Source organism: Streptomyces sp. NPDC097595 (assembly GCF_044761525.1).
GTDB lineage: Bacteria > Actinomycetota > Actinomycetes > Streptomycetales > Streptomycetaceae > Streptomyces > Streptomyces drozdowiczii_A.
Map to the genome: position 1 here is coordinate 87,027 of NZ_JBIWCN010000002.1, position 15,636 is coordinate 102,662.

Sequence of the window (15,636 nt, forward strand, 5' to 3'; positions counted from 1 at the left end):
TCAGTCTTCCAGGGCCGCCTCCATCACGGCACGGGCGATCGGGGCCGCGCTGCCGCCGCCGCTGATGTCGGCGCGGTCGGCCTCGGCGTCCTCCACGACCACGGCGACCGCCACGGCCGGCCGGGCCGCGCCGTCGGCCTGTGCCCAGGAGATGAACCAGGCGTACGGCAGGTCGGAGTTGTCGACGCCGTGCTGGGCGGTGCCGGTCTTGCCGCCGACCGTCGCCCCGTCGATCGCCGCGTTCGTGCCCGTGCCGTCCTGGACGACGTCCACCATCATCTGCCGCAGCTGCGTCGCCGTCATCGGGTTCATCGCCCGGTGGTACGACGTCGACCCCGTGGTGCGGACGGTGGCCCCGTCGTGCTTGGTCGTCCGCTCCACGAGGTGCGGATACATCAGCTCCCCGCCGTTGGCGACGGCCGCGGCGACCATCGCCATCTGGAGCGGGGTCGCGGTGGTGTCGAACTGGCCGATCGAGGACTGCGCCAGCTGGTCGTCGCTCATCTCCGTGTCGAAGTTGCTCTTCGCCACCCCGGACGGGATCTTCAGCCCGGTGTCGTTGAAGCCGAACCGCTCGGCCGCGTCCACCATCCCGTCGAGCCCGACCTGTACGCCGAGGTGCGCCATCACGGTGTTGCAGGAGACCCGGATCGCGTCCGCGAGCGACGCCTTCTCGCAGCCGCGCGACTCGTTGGGCAGCACGGTCGAGGTGCCCGGCAGGACGTACGGGGACGGGGTGTCGGTCTCCTCGTCCGGATCGGTGACGACCTCCGCGTCCAGCGCGGCCGCCGCCGTCACGATCTTGAACGCGGAGCCCGGCGGATAGGTCTGCCGGATCGCCCGGTTGAGCATGGGCCGGCTCTCCGCGTCGTTCAGCTCCCGCCAGGCACCGGTGACGGACGCGCCGGTCCCGGACAGCCGCTCGGGGTCGTACGACGGCGTCGAGACCAGGGCCAGGATGCGCCCGGTCGACGGCTCGACGGCGGCGACGGCGCCCCGCCGGTTGCCCAGACCCTCGTACGCGGCACGCTGCATCGCGTCCCGGACCGTGGTCACGACGTCCCCGCCCGGCTGCTGGCTCCGGCTCACCTCGCCCCACAGGGGGACCGGGGCGAGCAGCGGGTCGGTGCCGGCGAGGATCCCGTCCTCAGCGTTCTCGATGAGGGTGGTGCCGTACGTCTGCGAGGCGTACCCGGTCACCGGCGCGTACAGCGGCCCGTAGCGGTAGGTCCGCTCGTAGGCGAGCTGCTCGCCGGTGTTCTTCGAGCCGGTCACGGGCCGCCCGTCGACCAGGATGTTGCCGCGCGCCTGGTCGTAACGGGCGATGGTGTTGCGGCGGTTGGCCGGGTTGTCGTCCAGCGCGTCGGCCTCGAAGACCTGGACCCGGGCGGCGTTGGCCAGCAGCGCCACGAGCAGCAGCAGGCAGAACGCGGCGGCGTGCCGGATGTAGCGGATCACCGCCCGTCCTCCTCATCGGGGAGGGCCGCCGGGACCGACGCCACGATGCCCGTCTCCACCTCGTCCGGCGCGGGCCTGCGGGCGAGATCGCTGACCCGGATCAGCAGCGCCACGATGATCCAGTTGGTGACCACGGACGAACCGCCCTGCGCCAGGAACGGCATCGCCATCCCGGTCAGCGGGATCAGCCCCATCACCCCGCCGGCGATCACGAAGACCTGGAGCGCCAGGATCGAGGCGAGGCCGATCGAGAGCAGCCGCCCGAAGGCGTCGCGCAGCGAGAGCCCCGCCCGGAAGCCGCGCGCCACCAGCAGCGCGTACAGCATGAAGAGCGCGGTCAGCCCCGCGTACCCCAGCTCCTCGCCCGCCGTCGCCAGGATGAAGTCGGACTTCGCGGCGAACCCGATGAGCACGGAGTGGCCGAGCCCCAGCCCCGTACCGAGCATCCCGCCGGCCGCGAAGGCGAACAACGACTGGGCGAGCTGCCCAGGACCGCGTCCGGCGTCGATCGAGGCGAACGGATCGAGCCAGTCCTGCACCCTGCTGTGCACATGCGGTTCGAACGAGCCCACGACGAACGCGCCGACCGCCGCGAGCAGCAGCCCCACCGCGATCCAGCCCCGGCGCCCGGTCGCCACGTACAGCAGGATCACGAAGAGGCCGAAGAACAGCAGAGAGGTGCCCAGATCGCGTTCCAGGACCAGCACGCCGACGCTGAGCAGCCAGATCGCCACGATCGGGCCGAGCACCCGCCCGGTGGGCAGCTGGAACTTCCAGACCTTGCGGCCGGTGTACGCGAGGGCGTTGCTGTTCGCCGCGAGATAGGCGGCGAAGAACACCGCGAGCAGGATCTTGGCGAACTCGCCGGGCTGGAAGGAGAAGCCGCCGATCCGGATCCAGATCTTCGCCCCGTTCACCGCCGGGAAGAAGATCGGCACGATCATCAGGACCAGCGCGGCCGCCACCGACACATACGCGTACCGCTGGAGGAACCGGTGGTCGCGCAGGAACACCACGACCGCGATGAAGAACGCGACGCCGATCGTGGACCAGATCAGCTGCGTCGTCGCCGCCCGGTCGCCCGGGGTCTCCAGGTCCAGCCGGTAGATCAGCACCAGCCCGATCCCGTTGAGCAGCACGGCGATGGGCAGCAGCAGCGGATCGGCGTACGGGGCGCGGAACCGCACCGCGAGATGCGCGAGCAGGGCCAGCAGCCCGAGACCGCCGCCGTAGCCCGCGACATCGGGCGGGACCGCGTCGTCGTGCGCGAGCCCGACCGCGGCGTAGCCGTAGACGGAGATCAGGACGGCCCCGATGAGGAGCGAGAGTTCCACGCCGCGCCGCCGGGGCAGGCGCAGCTCGGGCGGGGGTGCGTCCGCCGTCGATGCGGTCATGCTCCGCAACGTAGCAAGACACGGGTGTTATGTCGGTTATGTCGCGGCGCGTACGGGGCGGCTCAGGGCCCTTCGTGAGCGCCTCCGCCCTCCGGGCGTACGTACCGGGGCAGCGTCAGCCGGGCCACCGCGCCGCCGTCCGGCGCGTTGCCGAAGGTGAGCGCCGCGCCCATCACCTCGGCCTGGCCGGCCGCGATGGTCAGCCCGAGGCCGTGCCCCTTGCCGCCGCCCTCGGTGCGGAAGCGCTGCGGGCCGCCCGCCGTCAGGTATTCCGGGAAGCCGTCGCCGTGGTCCCGCACGGTCACCACGGGCCCGTCGACGGTGAGCACCACGGGCGGCCCGCCGTGCCGGTGGGCGTTGCTGATCAGGTTGCCCAGGACGCGTTCCAGGCGCCGCCGGTCCGTCACGACGCGCACGGGCTCCCCGGTGACCTCGACCCGGGTGTCCGTGCCCCGCGCCACCCGGGCGGCGAGCGGGGCCAGTTCATGGGCGTCCAGGTCCACGTGCTCGGTCCGGGCGTCCAGCCGCGAGATCTCCAGCAGGTCCTCGGTCAGGGCGCGCAGGGCCCGGGCCCGGTCCTGCACCAGCTCGGACGGGCGGCCCGGCGGCAGCAGCTCGGCGGCGGCGGACAGGCCGGTCAGCGGGGTCCGCAGCTCGTGCGCCACGTCCGCGGTGAACCGCTGTTCCGCCTGGAGCTTGCGCTGGAGCGCCGAGGCCATGGTGTCCAGCGCCCCGGCGACGACGGCGACCTCGTCCTGCCGCCGCGACGGGTCCGCCGTGCGCGGGTCGTCCACCCGGGCGTCCAGGTCGCCCGCGCCGATCCGCCGGGCCACCCGCGCGGTCTGGTGCAGCCGCCGGGTGACCCGGGTGACCGCGAAGGCGCCGACCAGCAGCGTGGCGCCGATCGCCAGCACCGAGGAGCCGATGATCGCGCCGTCCAGGCCGTTGATGGTGCGGGCGCTCTGGCTGTAGTCGGTCCACGTCGCCAGCGCCTGCCCGCCGTCCGCCGGGGCCGCCGCCCACATCACCGGACGCCCCCGCAGCCGCCCGGTCATCGTGCCCCGCCGCCCGCCCGCCGCCAGCGCCCGCAACGGACCGGGGAGCCCCGGCGGGTCCACCCCGGAACGCGGCGGCAGCGCCTCGCCCGCCTCGAAGGCGGCCGTCACTTCGGTCAGCCGGGCGAGGGACTTCTCGCGGGCGTGGCCGACGGTCTGCCGGGTGACCGCGGTGTGCACCAGGACGCCGAGGAGCGCGGCGAGCACGCAGCACATCACGGTGATGAACACCGCGGCCTTCCAGGTCAGCGTCGCCGTCCAGGCCGGAAGCCGCGGCCGCGAGCGCCGCCGCGAGGCCTCCGCCCGGCGGCTCACCGGCGCTCCGCCGACAGGGAGGCCGTGGGCCGGGGCGCGCGCGGGGCGGAGGGGCGCGGCACCGGCGTCCGCCGCCCGCCGTCCCGGGTGCGCAGGATCTCGTCCTGCGTCGGGAGCATCGCCCGCTGCCGGCCGTCCCAGGACCAGGCCGTGCGGTACTCGTACCCCGTGATCGCCGACGGCGCCCGCATGATGAGGTCGCGCCCGGCCAGCTGGACGCTGAGGACCGCGTCCGAGGTGGACATGATCCGGGTCAGCCCGCCGGACTCCGGCATGTAGACCCGTACGGACAGCTGGCGGCCCGGCATCCGGACCGCGAGGACCATCTCGTCCCGGCCGTCGCCCGTCAGGTCCCGGAAGTACGGCGGCAGCACCGGGCAGGTCCGGGGCGCCGACCGGCAGGCCTCGACCAGTGCCACGGTCCGGGCCGGCAGCTCCCCGCCCTCGCCGGCCCGTTCCGGCGGCACCTTCAGGCCCGCCCGCACCACCGCCACCGGGTCGAGCCGGCGCACATCGCCGGCGGTGACCCGGATGCCGGGGATGCGCGCGGTCTCGCCCTCGCCGTAGTCGTAGGGGGCGGCGGAGGCCGGCGGGAGCGTCGGCCACAGCCGCACCGGGCCGTTCGCGGGCGGAGTCCGCCCGGCGCTGCGCAGCTCCCCGCCGGTGCCGCAGCCGGTCAGCAGCACGACCCCCAGGGTCGCCAGGGCGGGCAGCCGCAGACGCATGACTTCCTCCGTTTCCGGCGGACGGACGGACGGGCGGGCGGACGGACCGGCCCTGCCGACCTTATTCGGAAGGAAGTCTCTTATGTGTATTTAGTGCTGATGCGCGGTCAGGGTGGCGCCCGCTACTGCTGGTACGGGTTCTGCCCCTGCCCCGAGGGCCCCGAGGCGCCCGGCGCGTAACCCTGCTGCGGCGCCTGGCCGTACGGGTTTCCGCCCTGCGAGGCCGCTTGCTGGGCCAGCAGCTGCTCGGCCTGGTCCTTCGCTATCCGCTGCTCGCCGCCGCAGAACGTGCACTGCGTGGCGTACGAGGTGGAGATCGGGAACAGCGGCACGAAGAACAGCGTGAACTTCGTGACCCGCTTGCGCAGCGTGTGCGCCGCCGGGTTCCCGCACCAGCCGCAGACCAGCGTCAGGATCGCCAGCTGGTACAGATATCCTCGCGTGCCGAAAATGATCATGTCGGTTCCTTCCCCGTGTTCCCCGGGAGCGCCCGGCGGCAGAGCGCCAGCAGCTTTTCGTCGGTGTACGTGTCGTGGCTGCCGTAGGCGCCTTCCGGCGCGTTGTGACGGCGTACGGAGGTGAGCTCAGCGAGCAGCACACGTGCCGCGTCCGACCCTGCACCAGCCGGCCGCATCCGCGCCAGGCATTCCGCCACCCGGACCCGGACCCGGTGGTTCTGCCCCCAGGCGGCCAGCAGCACCGGGACGGACTCCTCGGCACGACCGGAAACCTCCCACAGAGCGGTCGCCGCGTCCACCCGCAACCACAGGTTCCCGTCACGCAGCAGCTCCCGCAGCCGGGGTGCGCCCGCCGCCGCCCGACCACCGAGCCGCCCCACCACGCCCACCGCCGCATGCCGCGCGTCCAGGTCCCAGGCGGCCAGCCCCGCGATCAGCGTGGGCAGCACCGCGTCGGCGTCCCCCTCCACCGCCCACAGCGCGCCCGCCGCCTCGGCCGCCTCCACCGTGCCGGTCCGCCGCAGCAGGGCCCGCAGCTCCGGCACGGCGCAGCGCGCGGCAGGCCCGAAGGCGGCGAGCGCCCGCAGCGCCGCCGTCCGTAGTAAGTCGCTCCCGGGCTCCTGGGCCCCGCGCAGCACCCGCAGCACCTCCGGGGCCGCCTCGCCCGCCCGGAGCGCGGTGAGCGCGCCCAGCAGCGGGCCCGCCCGGTCGTACGCCCCCTCGTCGAGCACCGCCTCGCCCAGCCGCTGCCGCAGCGCACCGGTCAGCGGCCGGGCCGCCTCGCCGAGCCGCGCGATCCCGGGCCCCACCTCGGACGGCACCAGGGGATGGGCGAGGGCCGCCGTCAGGGCCGGCAGGGCGCGCGGGTCGCCGAGCCGAGCCAGGGCGGTCACCGCGCTGCCCAGCCGGGTCCGCCCGTCCGGCCGGGTCCGCACCCAGGCCCCGGGGTCCGCCGCCACCCGCTCCGCCAGCGCGTCCGCCGCCGGGGCGGCCAGCCCGAACAGCCCCTCCAGCAGCTGCGAGGCGGCCTCGGCGAGCCTCGGCTCGGGCGCGGCCAGCTGCTCGCCCAGCAGCCGCACCAGCTCCGCGTACGGGCCCCGCCAGCCGCCGATCAGCCGGTCGCTCATGCGGACGGCGTCGACGCGCTGCCCGGGGTCGGGGCTCCTCAGCTGTTCGGCCAGGAGGGCCGCCCGTTCGGCGACCCGGTCGTCGAGCCCGTCGTGCAGCGTGCGCAGCAGATCGGCGGTCCAGGGCGCGGCCCGCCCCGCCATCTCCTCGGCGGACAGCGCCCGCACCTGCCCCCGCAGGGTCAGCGGGGCCGCCTCGGCGCCGGGGGCGGGTGGTTCGACGGGGCGCGGCCGGGTGCCGCCGGGGCCGGCGGGCGAGGTGCGCGGCCGGCCCAGCAGGCCCGTCACCAGGGGCACCACATCGCCGGGCAGCGAACCCGGGGCGCAGCGCGCCAGCTGGGCCAGGGCCGCGAGTCGCAGCCCCGGCGGGCCGGCGTCGCGCGCCAGCCGGCCGAGCCAGTCGGCGACCGCACCGGCCAGCGGCCGGTGGCGCAGGGCGAGCCGCCCCGCCGCCTCGATCAGGGCGAGCCGCACCTCCTCGTCCCGCTCCGCCGCCAGCCGCGCCCGCAGCAGGGCCAGCACCCTGGCCGGGTCGTCGTGCAGGGCGGCCAGCGCGACCGGGGCGCTCAGCCGGACACCCGGGTCCTCGTCGGCCAGCAGCGCGAAGAAGACCCCGGCGCCTGCGGAGACGGCCGCCGCGGCCATCGCGTAATTGGCGGCGTCCTCCGCCTCGTCCTCGTCGAGCTCCTCCTCGTCGTCCTTGCCGAGGTCGATGCCGCCGATGCTGGTCAGTAACTCGACTATGTCGCCCCGGTCCGGCACCCAGGGATCGGCGACCAGCTCGAAGAGGAAGGGGATGCAGGCCAGCGTGCACGGATAGACGTCCCCCTGGTGGTGCACCGCCCCGTACATCCCGTCCAGCGCCTGTTCGCGCTCGACCGGATCGGCGGAGGCCAGCCCCCGCAGCAGCGCCGGCACGTCGTCCGCCGGTCCGTAGGCATGTTCCATCGAGGCCCAGTCGACCTCTTCGATCCCCGCGAACACGCCATCGCCTCCCCGCCGACGTCACACACGCAGTGTCTGCGCAGAGTGTGCACCACGGCTCGGACGATCCGACCATGCCCGGCGCGCTTTTGCCCTGTGACATGACAAGAGTCGCGTGCGTACGGTAAAGGCGGGGCGGGGTGCGTACGGTCAGTCCGGAAGCGGCCGTCCCGCTTTCGGGTCGCACAGCGGGGCCAGCAGATCGCCGTGCCGGTCGAGCCGCGCCGCCATGCCGTCCGCCAGAAACACCAGATCGCCGGGGGAGCGGCAGCCCTCGATCTCCGCCCAGGTGACCGGCGCCGAAACGGCCGGCTCGGCGCGGGCGCGCAGGGTGTAGGGCGTGGCGGTGGTCTTCGCGGCGGCGTTCTGGCTGAAGTCGACGAAGACCTTGCCCGGCCGCAGCGCCTTCCGCATCCGGTGCACCACCAGCTCCGCGAGCTCCTTCTCCGCGCGGACGGCGAGGCCCTTCGCGTACGCCGACACCGCCGCCGAGTCCGTCGGGACGATCGGCACCAGCAGATGCAGGCCCTTGGCGCCCGAGGTCTTCCCGTACGCCGTCAGGCCGTCCTCGGCCAGCCGCTCCCGCAGCCACAGCGCGACCCGGCAGCACTCGACCACCGTGGCGGGCGCCCCCGGGTCCAGGTCGAAGACCAGCCGGTCGGCCACCGCGGGGGTCTCGGCCCGCCACTGCGGGGTGTGGAACTCCACGACGAGGTTGGCGGCCCACATCAGCGAGGCCAGATCCTGCACGACCACCTGTTCGGACGGCTCGCTCTCGCGGTGCGGCACCGGGGCCCGGCGTACCCAGGACGGAGTACCGGGCGGCGGGTTCTTGGTGAAGAACAGCTGGCCCTCCGGCCCGTCCGGATAGCGCAGGAAGGACACCGGCCGGTCCCGCAGATGCGCGAGGAGCACCCCGGAAGCCGTGGCCGCGTAATAGTGCAGCACCTCGCCCTTCGTGGTGCCGGTGGCCGGATACAGCACCTTGTCCAGATTGCTCAGGGACAGCCGTCGCCCCTCCACCTCGGTGATCGGCGTCATACGATAAGAATCACACGCAAAACGCATCTTTCTCCGTATCCACGGATGCAAGGGGTGAACCGGTGAGATCCATCTGGAACGGCGCCATCTCCTTCGGGCTGGTCAGCATCCCGATCAAGCTGGTCAACGCCACCGAGAACCACTCGATCTCGTTCCGGCAGGTCCACGTCGAGGACGGCGGACGCATCCGCTACCGCAAGGTGTGCGAGCTGGACGGGGAGGAGGTGCCGTCCGCCGAGATCGGCAAGGCGTACGAGGACGCCGACGGCAGCATGATCCCCATCACCGACGAGGATCTGAGCCAGCTGCCGCTGCCCACCGCGAAGACCATCGAGATCGTGGCCTTCGTCCCGGCCGACGCGATCGACCCGCTCCAGATGGACGCGGCCTACTACCTCTCCGCCAACGGGGTCCCGGCGGCCAAGCCGTACACCCTGCTGCGCGAGGCCCTGAAGCGGAGCCGGAAGGTGGCCCTCGCCAAGTACGCGCTGCGCGGGCGCGAGCGGCTCGGCATGCTCCGGGTCGTGGACGACGTGATCGCCATGCACGGGCTGCTCTGGCCGGACGAGATCCGGGCCCCCGAGGGCGTCGCCCCGGAGTCCGACGTGACGGTGCGCGATGCGGAGCTGGACCTCGCGGACGCCCTGATGGACACCCTCGGCGAGGTCGACATGGACTCGCTGCACGACGACTACCGGGAAGCGGTCGAGGAGCTGATCGCCGCGAAGGCGTCGGGCGAGGCCCCGGAGCCGGCCGAGAAGGGCGCGAAGGGGGGCGGCAAGGTCATCGATCTGCTCGCCGCGCTGGAGAGCAGCGTCAAGGCGGCGAAGGAGGCCCGGGGCGAGGACGAGGACTCCGTGGCGGACGTGACGTCCCTGGCGGACCGCAAGTCGTCCGGCGGCGCCGCCGCCAAGAAGTCCGCTTCTTCCCCGAAGTCCACCGGCGGCAAGAAGTCCACATCGAGCGGTACGGGCAAGCCGGCGGCCAAGAAGACGGCCGCCAAGAGCACCGCGAAGAAGACGGCCGCCAAGAAGACGACGGCGAAGAAGACGGGTTCCAAGAGCACGGCGTCCCGCAAACGCGCCTCGGCCTGACGCCTGCCCCGTACGAATGGACAGGGGGCCGGTCCACCGAGATCGGTGGCCGGCCCCGTGCCTCGTCCCAGCGCCGGGCGGTCAGCGCCGGCGGTAGGAGCTCACATAACCGGCGGCCGGGGTGCCGACGCCGGTCACGTCGTCGTAGCCGCGCACGGCCGCCAGCGAGGCGTCCTTGCCCAGGCTGCGCACGGTGGTCCGCAGACCGTCCGCCGCGTCGACGCCGTTGACGTAGTCCACCCGGACGACCGCCAGGTCACGGCGTGCGCCCAGCGGGTGGTCGGTCACGTCGTGGTACGCCTTCGAGTGGTACCGGGCGTAGATCGCCGGGTTGGCGAAACCGATCGGTCGGCCGCGCTGGGCCTGCTGTGCCAGGGCCTGGATGCCCGCGATGACCGGGGCCGCCAGCGAGGTGCCGCCGATGCGGTACTCGTCGTAGCCCAGCGAACCGTCGGGCAGGGTCTGGGTCTGGCCGACCAGGAAGCCGGTGTTCGGGTCCGCGACGGCCGCGATGTCCGGGGCCGTGCGCATCCGGGTCTTCCCGTTCGCCCGCGCCAGCGAGTCGGGCACGATGCCGCGCTGGTAGAACGGCTGCTTCACGGTGGAGCTGGTGCCGCCGCCCGCGCCCGAGGTGTACGCGCCGGGGAACCCTTCCCAGCTGCGGCCGTTCTTCGCCAGCGGGGCGTTGAGCGTGCCCCAGCCGGTCTCCCAGAGGTACTTCTCGTGCTTGCCGACCGCGAGCGCGGTGCCGCCGACCGAAGTCACCCACGCCGAGTTGGACGGGACGTCGATCTGCTTGGTGCCGGTCGAGTCGACGTTGTCGCCCGCGTCACCGGAGGAGAAGTAGAAGCCGATGCCCTCGATCGCGCCCATCTGGAACACATGGTCGTAGGCGAGCGCCAGGTCCGGGGTCTGGTTGGCCTCCACATCGCCCCAGGAGTTGGAGACGATGTCCGCGAGGCGGTGGTCGACGACCTTGTTCAGCGAGTCCAGCAGATCGTTGTCGTAGCAGGACGCGCCGCCCACGTACACGATGTCGGCGGCGGGCGCGACCGCGTGCACGGCCTCGACGTCGAGGGTCTCCTCGCCGTACCAGCCGGAGGCGCCGCACTCCTCGGTCTTCGTGTAGTCGTCCGGCAGCACCTGGCTCAACTGGCCGCGCTTGTAAGAGGCGTCACCGTTGCGCTTCGCGTACTCGGCGGCGTCCTTCGCGATGGTCGGCGAGGCGTACGCGTCGGTGATGGCGACGGTCACCCCCTTGCCGGTGTAGCTCCCGGCCCCGTACGCGGCGCGCAGCTGCTTGCCGGTGTAGCCCTTGACGGCGTACGGCGCCTTCGACCCGTACGCCTTCGGCAGCGAGGAGGCGGTCTTCGACCCGAAGTACGAGGAGAACGGGCCGGAGTTGCGGAACACCGCGTCCGGCGGCGGCAGCACGTCGTCGTGGCGGGCGGTGTGCGGGGCGCTGTCCAGACCGGACACGGCCAGCACGGCGTCGCCCAGCTCGGCGGGGACCGAGGCGGTGGTGGACGGGGCTCGGTAAGTGCGGCTGCCCTTGCGGTAGTTGCGCAGCTGGGTGGAGAACGCCTTCTCGGCGGCGGCGACGTCACCGGTGGCCGAGACATAGTGCTCGTTCGCCCCGGTGACCGTCAGCCCACCGGCCTTCAGCCACTGACTGACCCGCTCGATCTGCTCCCGGGTGGCCCCGAACCGGGCCTGCGCCTGCGCGGGGCTCAGGAACTTCCCGTACGAGGACGAGTCCGGATCCGACACGGCGGCGGCGTAGGCGGCGAGGCCCTTCGCGTCCCGGCCCGCCAGGTGCACCCGGACGGACACCTTCGTACGGTCGGACGCGGCCCCCTGGTCGGCGGTGGCGGTGGCCCAGGCCGGTTTGGTGCCCTGCAACGCGTTCCGGCCCCCTTGCCCGGCATCGGCACTGGCGTCGGGCATCCCGAGGGCGAGCGCCCCGGCGAGCAACGGCAGTGTCACTGCCATGCTCAGCCCGGCGCGTCGTCCGGCGCGGCTGAATATCAAAACAACAACCCCCTGCGATATGGGTCTCGCGTACGGAGCATGTGCCGAATGAAGTGCACATGTAATGCGCCACTCTGGCGAGGAACGCTTCATGCAGGGGGCATGTACTGACCAAGACTCGGCCAAGTGCACTCGGAGGTGGCCGGGTTCATCCCGCCTCGGGCTGCCGCCGCCCGGTAAGGTGCGGAGGGCCGCGACTGGCGCGCACTCCTCGCGGGGTGCTCAGTGGAATCGACCACGAGGGAGCGGCACACCCCGGGCGCGCCCGGGGGCGTCATGCCGGAGAGCCGTCCGCCTGGGCATCCGGGTCCACGCCGCAGCGATGCGACCGACCCGGGAGGAACCCGTGACCGCGTCCGTACCCGCACAGCCCTGCCACCCCGCCCTGGCGGCCACCGACCCCGAACTCGCCGCCCTCGTGGCCGCCGAGGAGCGGCTCCAGGCGGACACCCTGCGCCTGATCCCCAGCGAGAACTACGTCTCCGCCGCCGTGCTCGAAGCGTCCGGCACCGTGCTCCAGAACAAGTACTCCGAGGGCTACCCCGGCAAGCGCTACTACGAGGGCCAGCAGGTCATCGACCAGGTCGAGACGCTGACCGCCGAGCGCGCCCGGTCCCTCTTCGCCATGGACCACGCCAACGTCCAGCCGTACTCGGGCTCCCCGGCCAACCTCGCCGTCTACTTGGCCTTCCTCAAGCCCGGCGACACCGTGCTCGGCATGTCGCTGCCCATGGGCGGCCACCTCACGCACGGCTGGGGCGTCTCCGCCACGGGCACCTGGTTCAACGGCGTCCAGTACGGCGTGCGCCGCGACACCGGCCGCGTCGATCTGGACGAGGTCCGCGACCTGGCCCTCGCCGAACGCCCGAAACTCATCTTCTGCGGCGGCACCGCCGTGCCCCGCACGATCGACTTCGCGGGCTTCGCGGAGATCGCCCGCGAGGTGGGCGCGGTCCTGGTGGCGGACATCGCGCACATCGCGGGCCTGGTCGCGGGCGGCGCCCACCCCTCGCCCGCGCCGCACGTGGACGTCGTCTCCACGACCACCCACAAGACCCTGCGCGGCCCGCGCGGCGCGATGCTCCTCAGCCGCGCCGAGCACGCCCGCGCCCTGGACCGCGCCGTCTTCCCCGGCCTCCAGGGCGGCCCGCACAACCAGACCACGGCCGCGATCGGCGTAGCCCTGAAGGAGGCGGCGACCCCGGAGTTCCGCGCCTACGCCCACGCGGTGGTGGCCAACGCCCGTGCGCTGGGCGAGGAGTTGGCGTCCCGTGGCTACGACCTGGTCTCCGGCGGCACCGACAACCACCTGCTCCTGATGGACCTCACGGCCAAGGGCGTCCCGGGCAAGCCGGCGGCGAAGGCCCTCGACCGGGCGGGCATCGTCGCCAACTACAACGCGGTGCCGTACGACCCACGCAAGCCGTTCGACCCGTCGGGCATCCGCCTGGGGACGCCGGCGCTGACGTCGCGGGGCGTCCCGGTCGCGGAGATGGCCAGGATCGCGGGGTGGATCGACCGCGTGATCACGGCTGCCCGCACGGGCGACGAGGACACGATCGGGAAGGTCCGCGCGGAGGTGAAGGACCTGATGGACGCGTACCCGGCCCCGGGGCTGCCGGTCGCCTGAGCCACTGCATACGACAGCGCCCCGCACCGGAGGGGGTCCGGCGCGGGGCTTAGGCGCCCGCGGGGGCGCCGATGGCCTCCGCGATCGCGGCCACGGCATCGGCGCGCATCACGCCCAGGTGCACGTACGGCTTGCCGCTGTTGGTGACCATCGGTCGCACGTCGACCCAGACCCGTTCCGGCAGTCCCAGCCCGGCCAGGGCCGCCCTGAGGGCGTTGGCCGCGTCGTCGGCGGCCTGGCGGCTGTCCCGGTAGGTCTGCATGTCCATCGGCATCAGTGGCTCCCCGAGGCGTGGTCGCGGATCTTCGTGGCGTGCCGCGCGGCGTGCCAGACGTCCCCGGCCTCCTCGGCGGACTTGAGACTCCGCCACTCGGCGCCACAGGTCGTGCAGCCCGGGGCGGGGGCGCAGTCCAGCAGCCAGGCGTAGAAGCCCACGGGAAGGTCGATGGGCGGCTCTTGGGTGCTCTTGTGGCGCATCGTCATTTCTCCCCGGTTGCCAGCGCCAAAGGAGGGCCCTGGGCAGGCCCTCCTTTGATGCTAGGGAGCGGCCGTGCTGAGGCTCGACTGCCTTGCATGAGCTTGCGTGCCAATTAGGCTTTCCTGTAGCGGTGTTGACGTATCTGGGCAGGCCGGGGAGGCTGATGCAAGTCTGAGCAAGCACCTGATTCGGGAGGCTGGCATGTCCGTGGAGTTCGTAGGGATCGACCCGAACACCGACCGCGACCACTGCCCGGCCGTGTGGGTCGACGCGGCGGCGCAGGAGGTTCTCCTCCAGGGCTGGAAGCCTGACGCCGAGACCCATGCCGAGTGTGAGGCGACCAGTCCGGCGAATGGCTCGGTGCCGGACATGGAAGCGATCATCCGGATTCCGGCCCGGATGATCCCGATGATCAGGGAGGCTTGTGATGCCGTCGAGCGTGCCCGGCTTCGGTGAGCTGCTGGGTAAGTGCCAGCGGTCCGCCGTCCATCTGGAGATGCGTGACTTCTACGCGCCCACGGGGCGATTCGAGGCGTGGCAGCGGGGAGAGCGCATCAACTGGCCGGACAAGGAGACCTGGTGGCATCCGTACGACCAATTGATCTCCGACACCGTGGCCCGTGGCGTCACCATCCGCCGTGCCCGGATCGTCTCGGAGCCGGTGAGTGAGTACATCCGCTGGGAGCACTACGTCACTCACGCCAACGTGACAGCGGGCGAACAAGTCCGATGGCTGCCAAGAAGGATGGCGACCGGCCTCGCGCTGCCGGGAAACGACTTCTGGTTGTTCGACGGCACCCTGTTGCGGGTTCATCACTTCTCGGGTGACGGTGTCGTGGTGGAGGACGAGATTACGGACGAGCCGGCGGTCGCGGAACTGTGCCGCTCGGCGTTCGAGGCCGTCTGGCAACTCGCCACCCCGCACGAAAAGTTCGAGATCTGACAGAACGGCCGTTCGTTGCCCCAATACCCGTCGCCCCACGTCCAAAAGGCGCGTGAGGCTATCGCTGCCCGCCTCCGGGGACTTCGTCTGGACGCCGGCATTTCTGGGCGCGAACTGTCCGTTCGCTGCGGATGGCACGAGTCGAAGTCGTCACGCATCGAGAACGCTCGGACGCCCCCGTCCGACGCCGATATTCGGACCTGGTGCACCGCCTGTGGGGCCGCCGAGCAGGCGGACGACCTGGCTGCGGCCAACCGGCAGTCGGCGGAGGCGTACGTCCAGTGGAAGCGGCTCCAGGGCACCGGCCTACGACGCTTGCAGGAGAGCGGGGCGTCCCTGTACGACCGCACCAAGCTGTTCCGTGTCTACTGCTCCGACGTGATCCCCGGATTCCTCCAGACGCCCGAGTACGCCACAGCACTGCTCTCGTCCATCGCGGCCTTCCGGGGGACCAAGAACGACGTGGGCGAGGCCGTGGCGGCCCGCATGGACCGCAACCGGGTCATCCGGGAGGGGGACCGCCGGTTCCTGATCGTGCTGGAAGAGTCGGTCCTGCGGTACCGCGTCGCCGACGCCGAGACGATGGCCGCCCAGTACGGGCATCTGCTGGCCGTCATGGCCCTGCCCAGGGTCGCCATGGGCATCATCCCGTTCGCCGCCGAGCGCACCGTCTGGCCGATGGCCACCTTCACCATGTTCGACAAGCGGAGGATCCACGCTGACACACTCGACGCTGCCCAGACCCTCGTTGAACCGAGCCAGGTGACCCTGTATGCGCGGGCATTCGACCGGCTCTCCGAGCACGTCGTACGGGGACCGGCGGCCCGTGGAATCATCGCGAACGCCATCGCGACTCTCGACTCCTGATCGGCGTGAGGTGGTCGCCGCTCGGATCTCGGATCT

Annotated in this window: 15 protein-coding genes; 5 read left to right on the forward strand and 10 right to left on the reverse strand. The window is 72.5% G+C overall.

Going from position 1 to position 15,636, the window contains the following annotated elements; genetic code table 11:
* The 7 genes from ACIQZN_RS03025 to ligD all read right to left on the reverse strand — a co-directional run bounded on the left by ACIQZN_RS03025 (nt 1) and on the right by ligD (nt 8,557).
* Nucleotides 1-1,458 carry a penicillin-binding transpeptidase domain-containing protein gene (locus tag ACIQZN_RS03025; protein WP_403987621.1) on the reverse strand — a complete coding sequence of 486 codons (1,458 nt, stop codon included), beginning with the start codon at nt 1,456-1,458 and terminating at the stop codon, nt 1-3.
* Nucleotides 1,455-2,852 carry an FtsW/RodA/SpoVE family cell cycle protein gene (locus tag ACIQZN_RS03030; RefSeq protein WP_403987624.1) on the reverse strand — a complete coding sequence of 466 codons (1,398 nt, stop codon included), beginning with the start codon at nt 2,850-2,852 and terminating at the stop codon, nt 1,455-1,457. The genes ACIQZN_RS03025 and ACIQZN_RS03030 overlap by 4 nt, the downstream gene beginning before the upstream one ends.
* Before the next feature lie 62 nt (nt 2,853-2,914).
* Entirely contained in the window at nt 2,915-4,222 is a 1,308-nt protein-coding gene (locus tag ACIQZN_RS03035) for an ATP-binding protein (RefSeq protein ID WP_403987627.1), read from the reverse strand.
* On the reverse strand, nt 4,219-4,947 hold the full coding sequence (locus ACIQZN_RS03040) for a hypothetical protein (RefSeq protein WP_403987630.1): 729 nt from the start codon (nt 4,945-4,947) through the stop codon (nt 4,219-4,221). The genes ACIQZN_RS03035 and ACIQZN_RS03040 overlap by 4 nt, the downstream gene beginning before the upstream one ends.
* Before the next feature lie 122 nt (nt 4,948-5,069).
* Complete coding sequence (locus tag ACIQZN_RS03045; RefSeq protein WP_403987633.1) at nt 5,070-5,405, reverse strand: zinc-ribbon domain-containing protein; 336 nt, start codon at nt 5,403-5,405, stop codon at nt 5,070-5,072.
* Nucleotides 5,402-7,516 carry a PBS lyase gene (locus tag ACIQZN_RS03050; protein ID WP_403987636.1) on the reverse strand — a complete coding sequence of 705 codons (2,115 nt, stop codon included), beginning with the start codon at nt 7,514-7,516 and terminating at the stop codon, nt 5,402-5,404. The genes ACIQZN_RS03045 and ACIQZN_RS03050 overlap by 4 nt, the downstream gene beginning before the upstream one ends.
* A 150-nt stretch (nt 7,517-7,666) precedes the next feature.
* Nucleotides 7,667-8,557, reverse strand: coding sequence for a non-homologous end-joining DNA ligase (ligD, locus tag ACIQZN_RS03055; RefSeq protein ID WP_403987639.1), 891 nt, complete (start codon nt 8,555-8,557; stop codon nt 7,667-7,669).
* Nucleotides 8,558-8,619: 62 nt separating this feature from the next.
* Here ligD and ACIQZN_RS03060 point away from each other — a divergent pair, with 62 nt between their 5' ends.
* On the forward strand, nt 8,620-9,651 hold the full coding sequence (locus ACIQZN_RS03060; RefSeq protein ID WP_403987642.1) for a Ku protein: 1,032 nt from the start codon (nt 8,620-8,622) through the stop codon (nt 9,649-9,651).
* A gap of 81 nt (nt 9,652-9,732) precedes the next feature.
* On the opposite strand, the gene ACIQZN_RS03065 is transcribed toward ACIQZN_RS03060, so the two are convergent.
* The gene (locus ACIQZN_RS03065) at nt 9,733-11,643 is read right to left on the reverse strand and encodes a protease pro-enzyme activation domain-containing protein (RefSeq protein WP_403987645.1); all 1,911 of its coding nucleotides are present in this window, start codon (nt 11,641-11,643) and stop codon (nt 9,733-9,735) included.
* Between the two features lie 361 nt (nt 11,644-12,004).
* Here ACIQZN_RS03065 and glyA point away from each other — a divergent pair, with 361 nt between their 5' ends.
* Nucleotides 12,005-13,312 (forward strand): serine hydroxymethyltransferase, encoded by a 1,308-nt coding sequence (glyA, locus tag ACIQZN_RS03070; RefSeq protein WP_403987648.1) that lies wholly within the window; start codon nt 12,005-12,007, stop codon nt 13,310-13,312.
* A 49-nt stretch (nt 13,313-13,361) separates the two neighbouring features.
* Here the strand turns inward: glyA and ACIQZN_RS03075 are convergent, their stop codons facing one another.
* Together ACIQZN_RS03075 and ACIQZN_RS03080 are read right to left on the reverse strand one after the other, a co-directional pair.
* The gene (locus tag ACIQZN_RS03075; protein WP_403987651.1) at nt 13,362-13,586 is read right to left on the reverse strand and encodes a hypothetical protein; all 225 of its coding nucleotides are present in this window, start codon (nt 13,584-13,586) and stop codon (nt 13,362-13,364) included.
* Nucleotides 13,586-13,789: a hypothetical protein gene (locus tag ACIQZN_RS03080; protein ID WP_403987654.1), complete on the reverse strand. Its 204-nt coding sequence runs from the start codon at nt 13,787-13,789 to the stop codon at nt 13,586-13,588. Before ACIQZN_RS03080 ends, ACIQZN_RS03075 begins: the two co-directional genes overlap by 1 nt.
* 202 nt (nt 13,790-13,991) lie before the next feature.
* Between ACIQZN_RS03080 and ACIQZN_RS03085 the strand changes: the two genes are divergently transcribed.
* The 3 genes from ACIQZN_RS03085 to ACIQZN_RS03095 are packed head-to-tail and all read left to right on the forward strand — an operon-like array spanning nt 13,992 to nt 15,600.
* Nucleotides 13,992-14,246 (forward strand): hypothetical protein, encoded by a 255-nt coding sequence (locus ACIQZN_RS03085; protein WP_403987657.1) that lies wholly within the window; start codon nt 13,992-13,994, stop codon nt 14,244-14,246.
* Nucleotides 14,218-14,733 (forward strand): DUF6879 family protein, encoded by a 516-nt coding sequence (locus ACIQZN_RS03090; protein ID WP_403987660.1) that lies wholly within the window; start codon nt 14,218-14,220, stop codon nt 14,731-14,733. The genes ACIQZN_RS03085 and ACIQZN_RS03090 overlap by 29 nt, the downstream gene beginning before the upstream one ends.
* A gap of 15 nt (nt 14,734-14,748) precedes the next feature.
* Nucleotides 14,749-15,600: a helix-turn-helix domain-containing protein gene (locus ACIQZN_RS03095; protein WP_403987663.1), complete on the forward strand. Its 852-nt coding sequence runs from the start codon at nt 14,749-14,751 to the stop codon at nt 15,598-15,600.
* Nucleotides 15,601-15,636 lie beyond the last annotated feature (36 nt).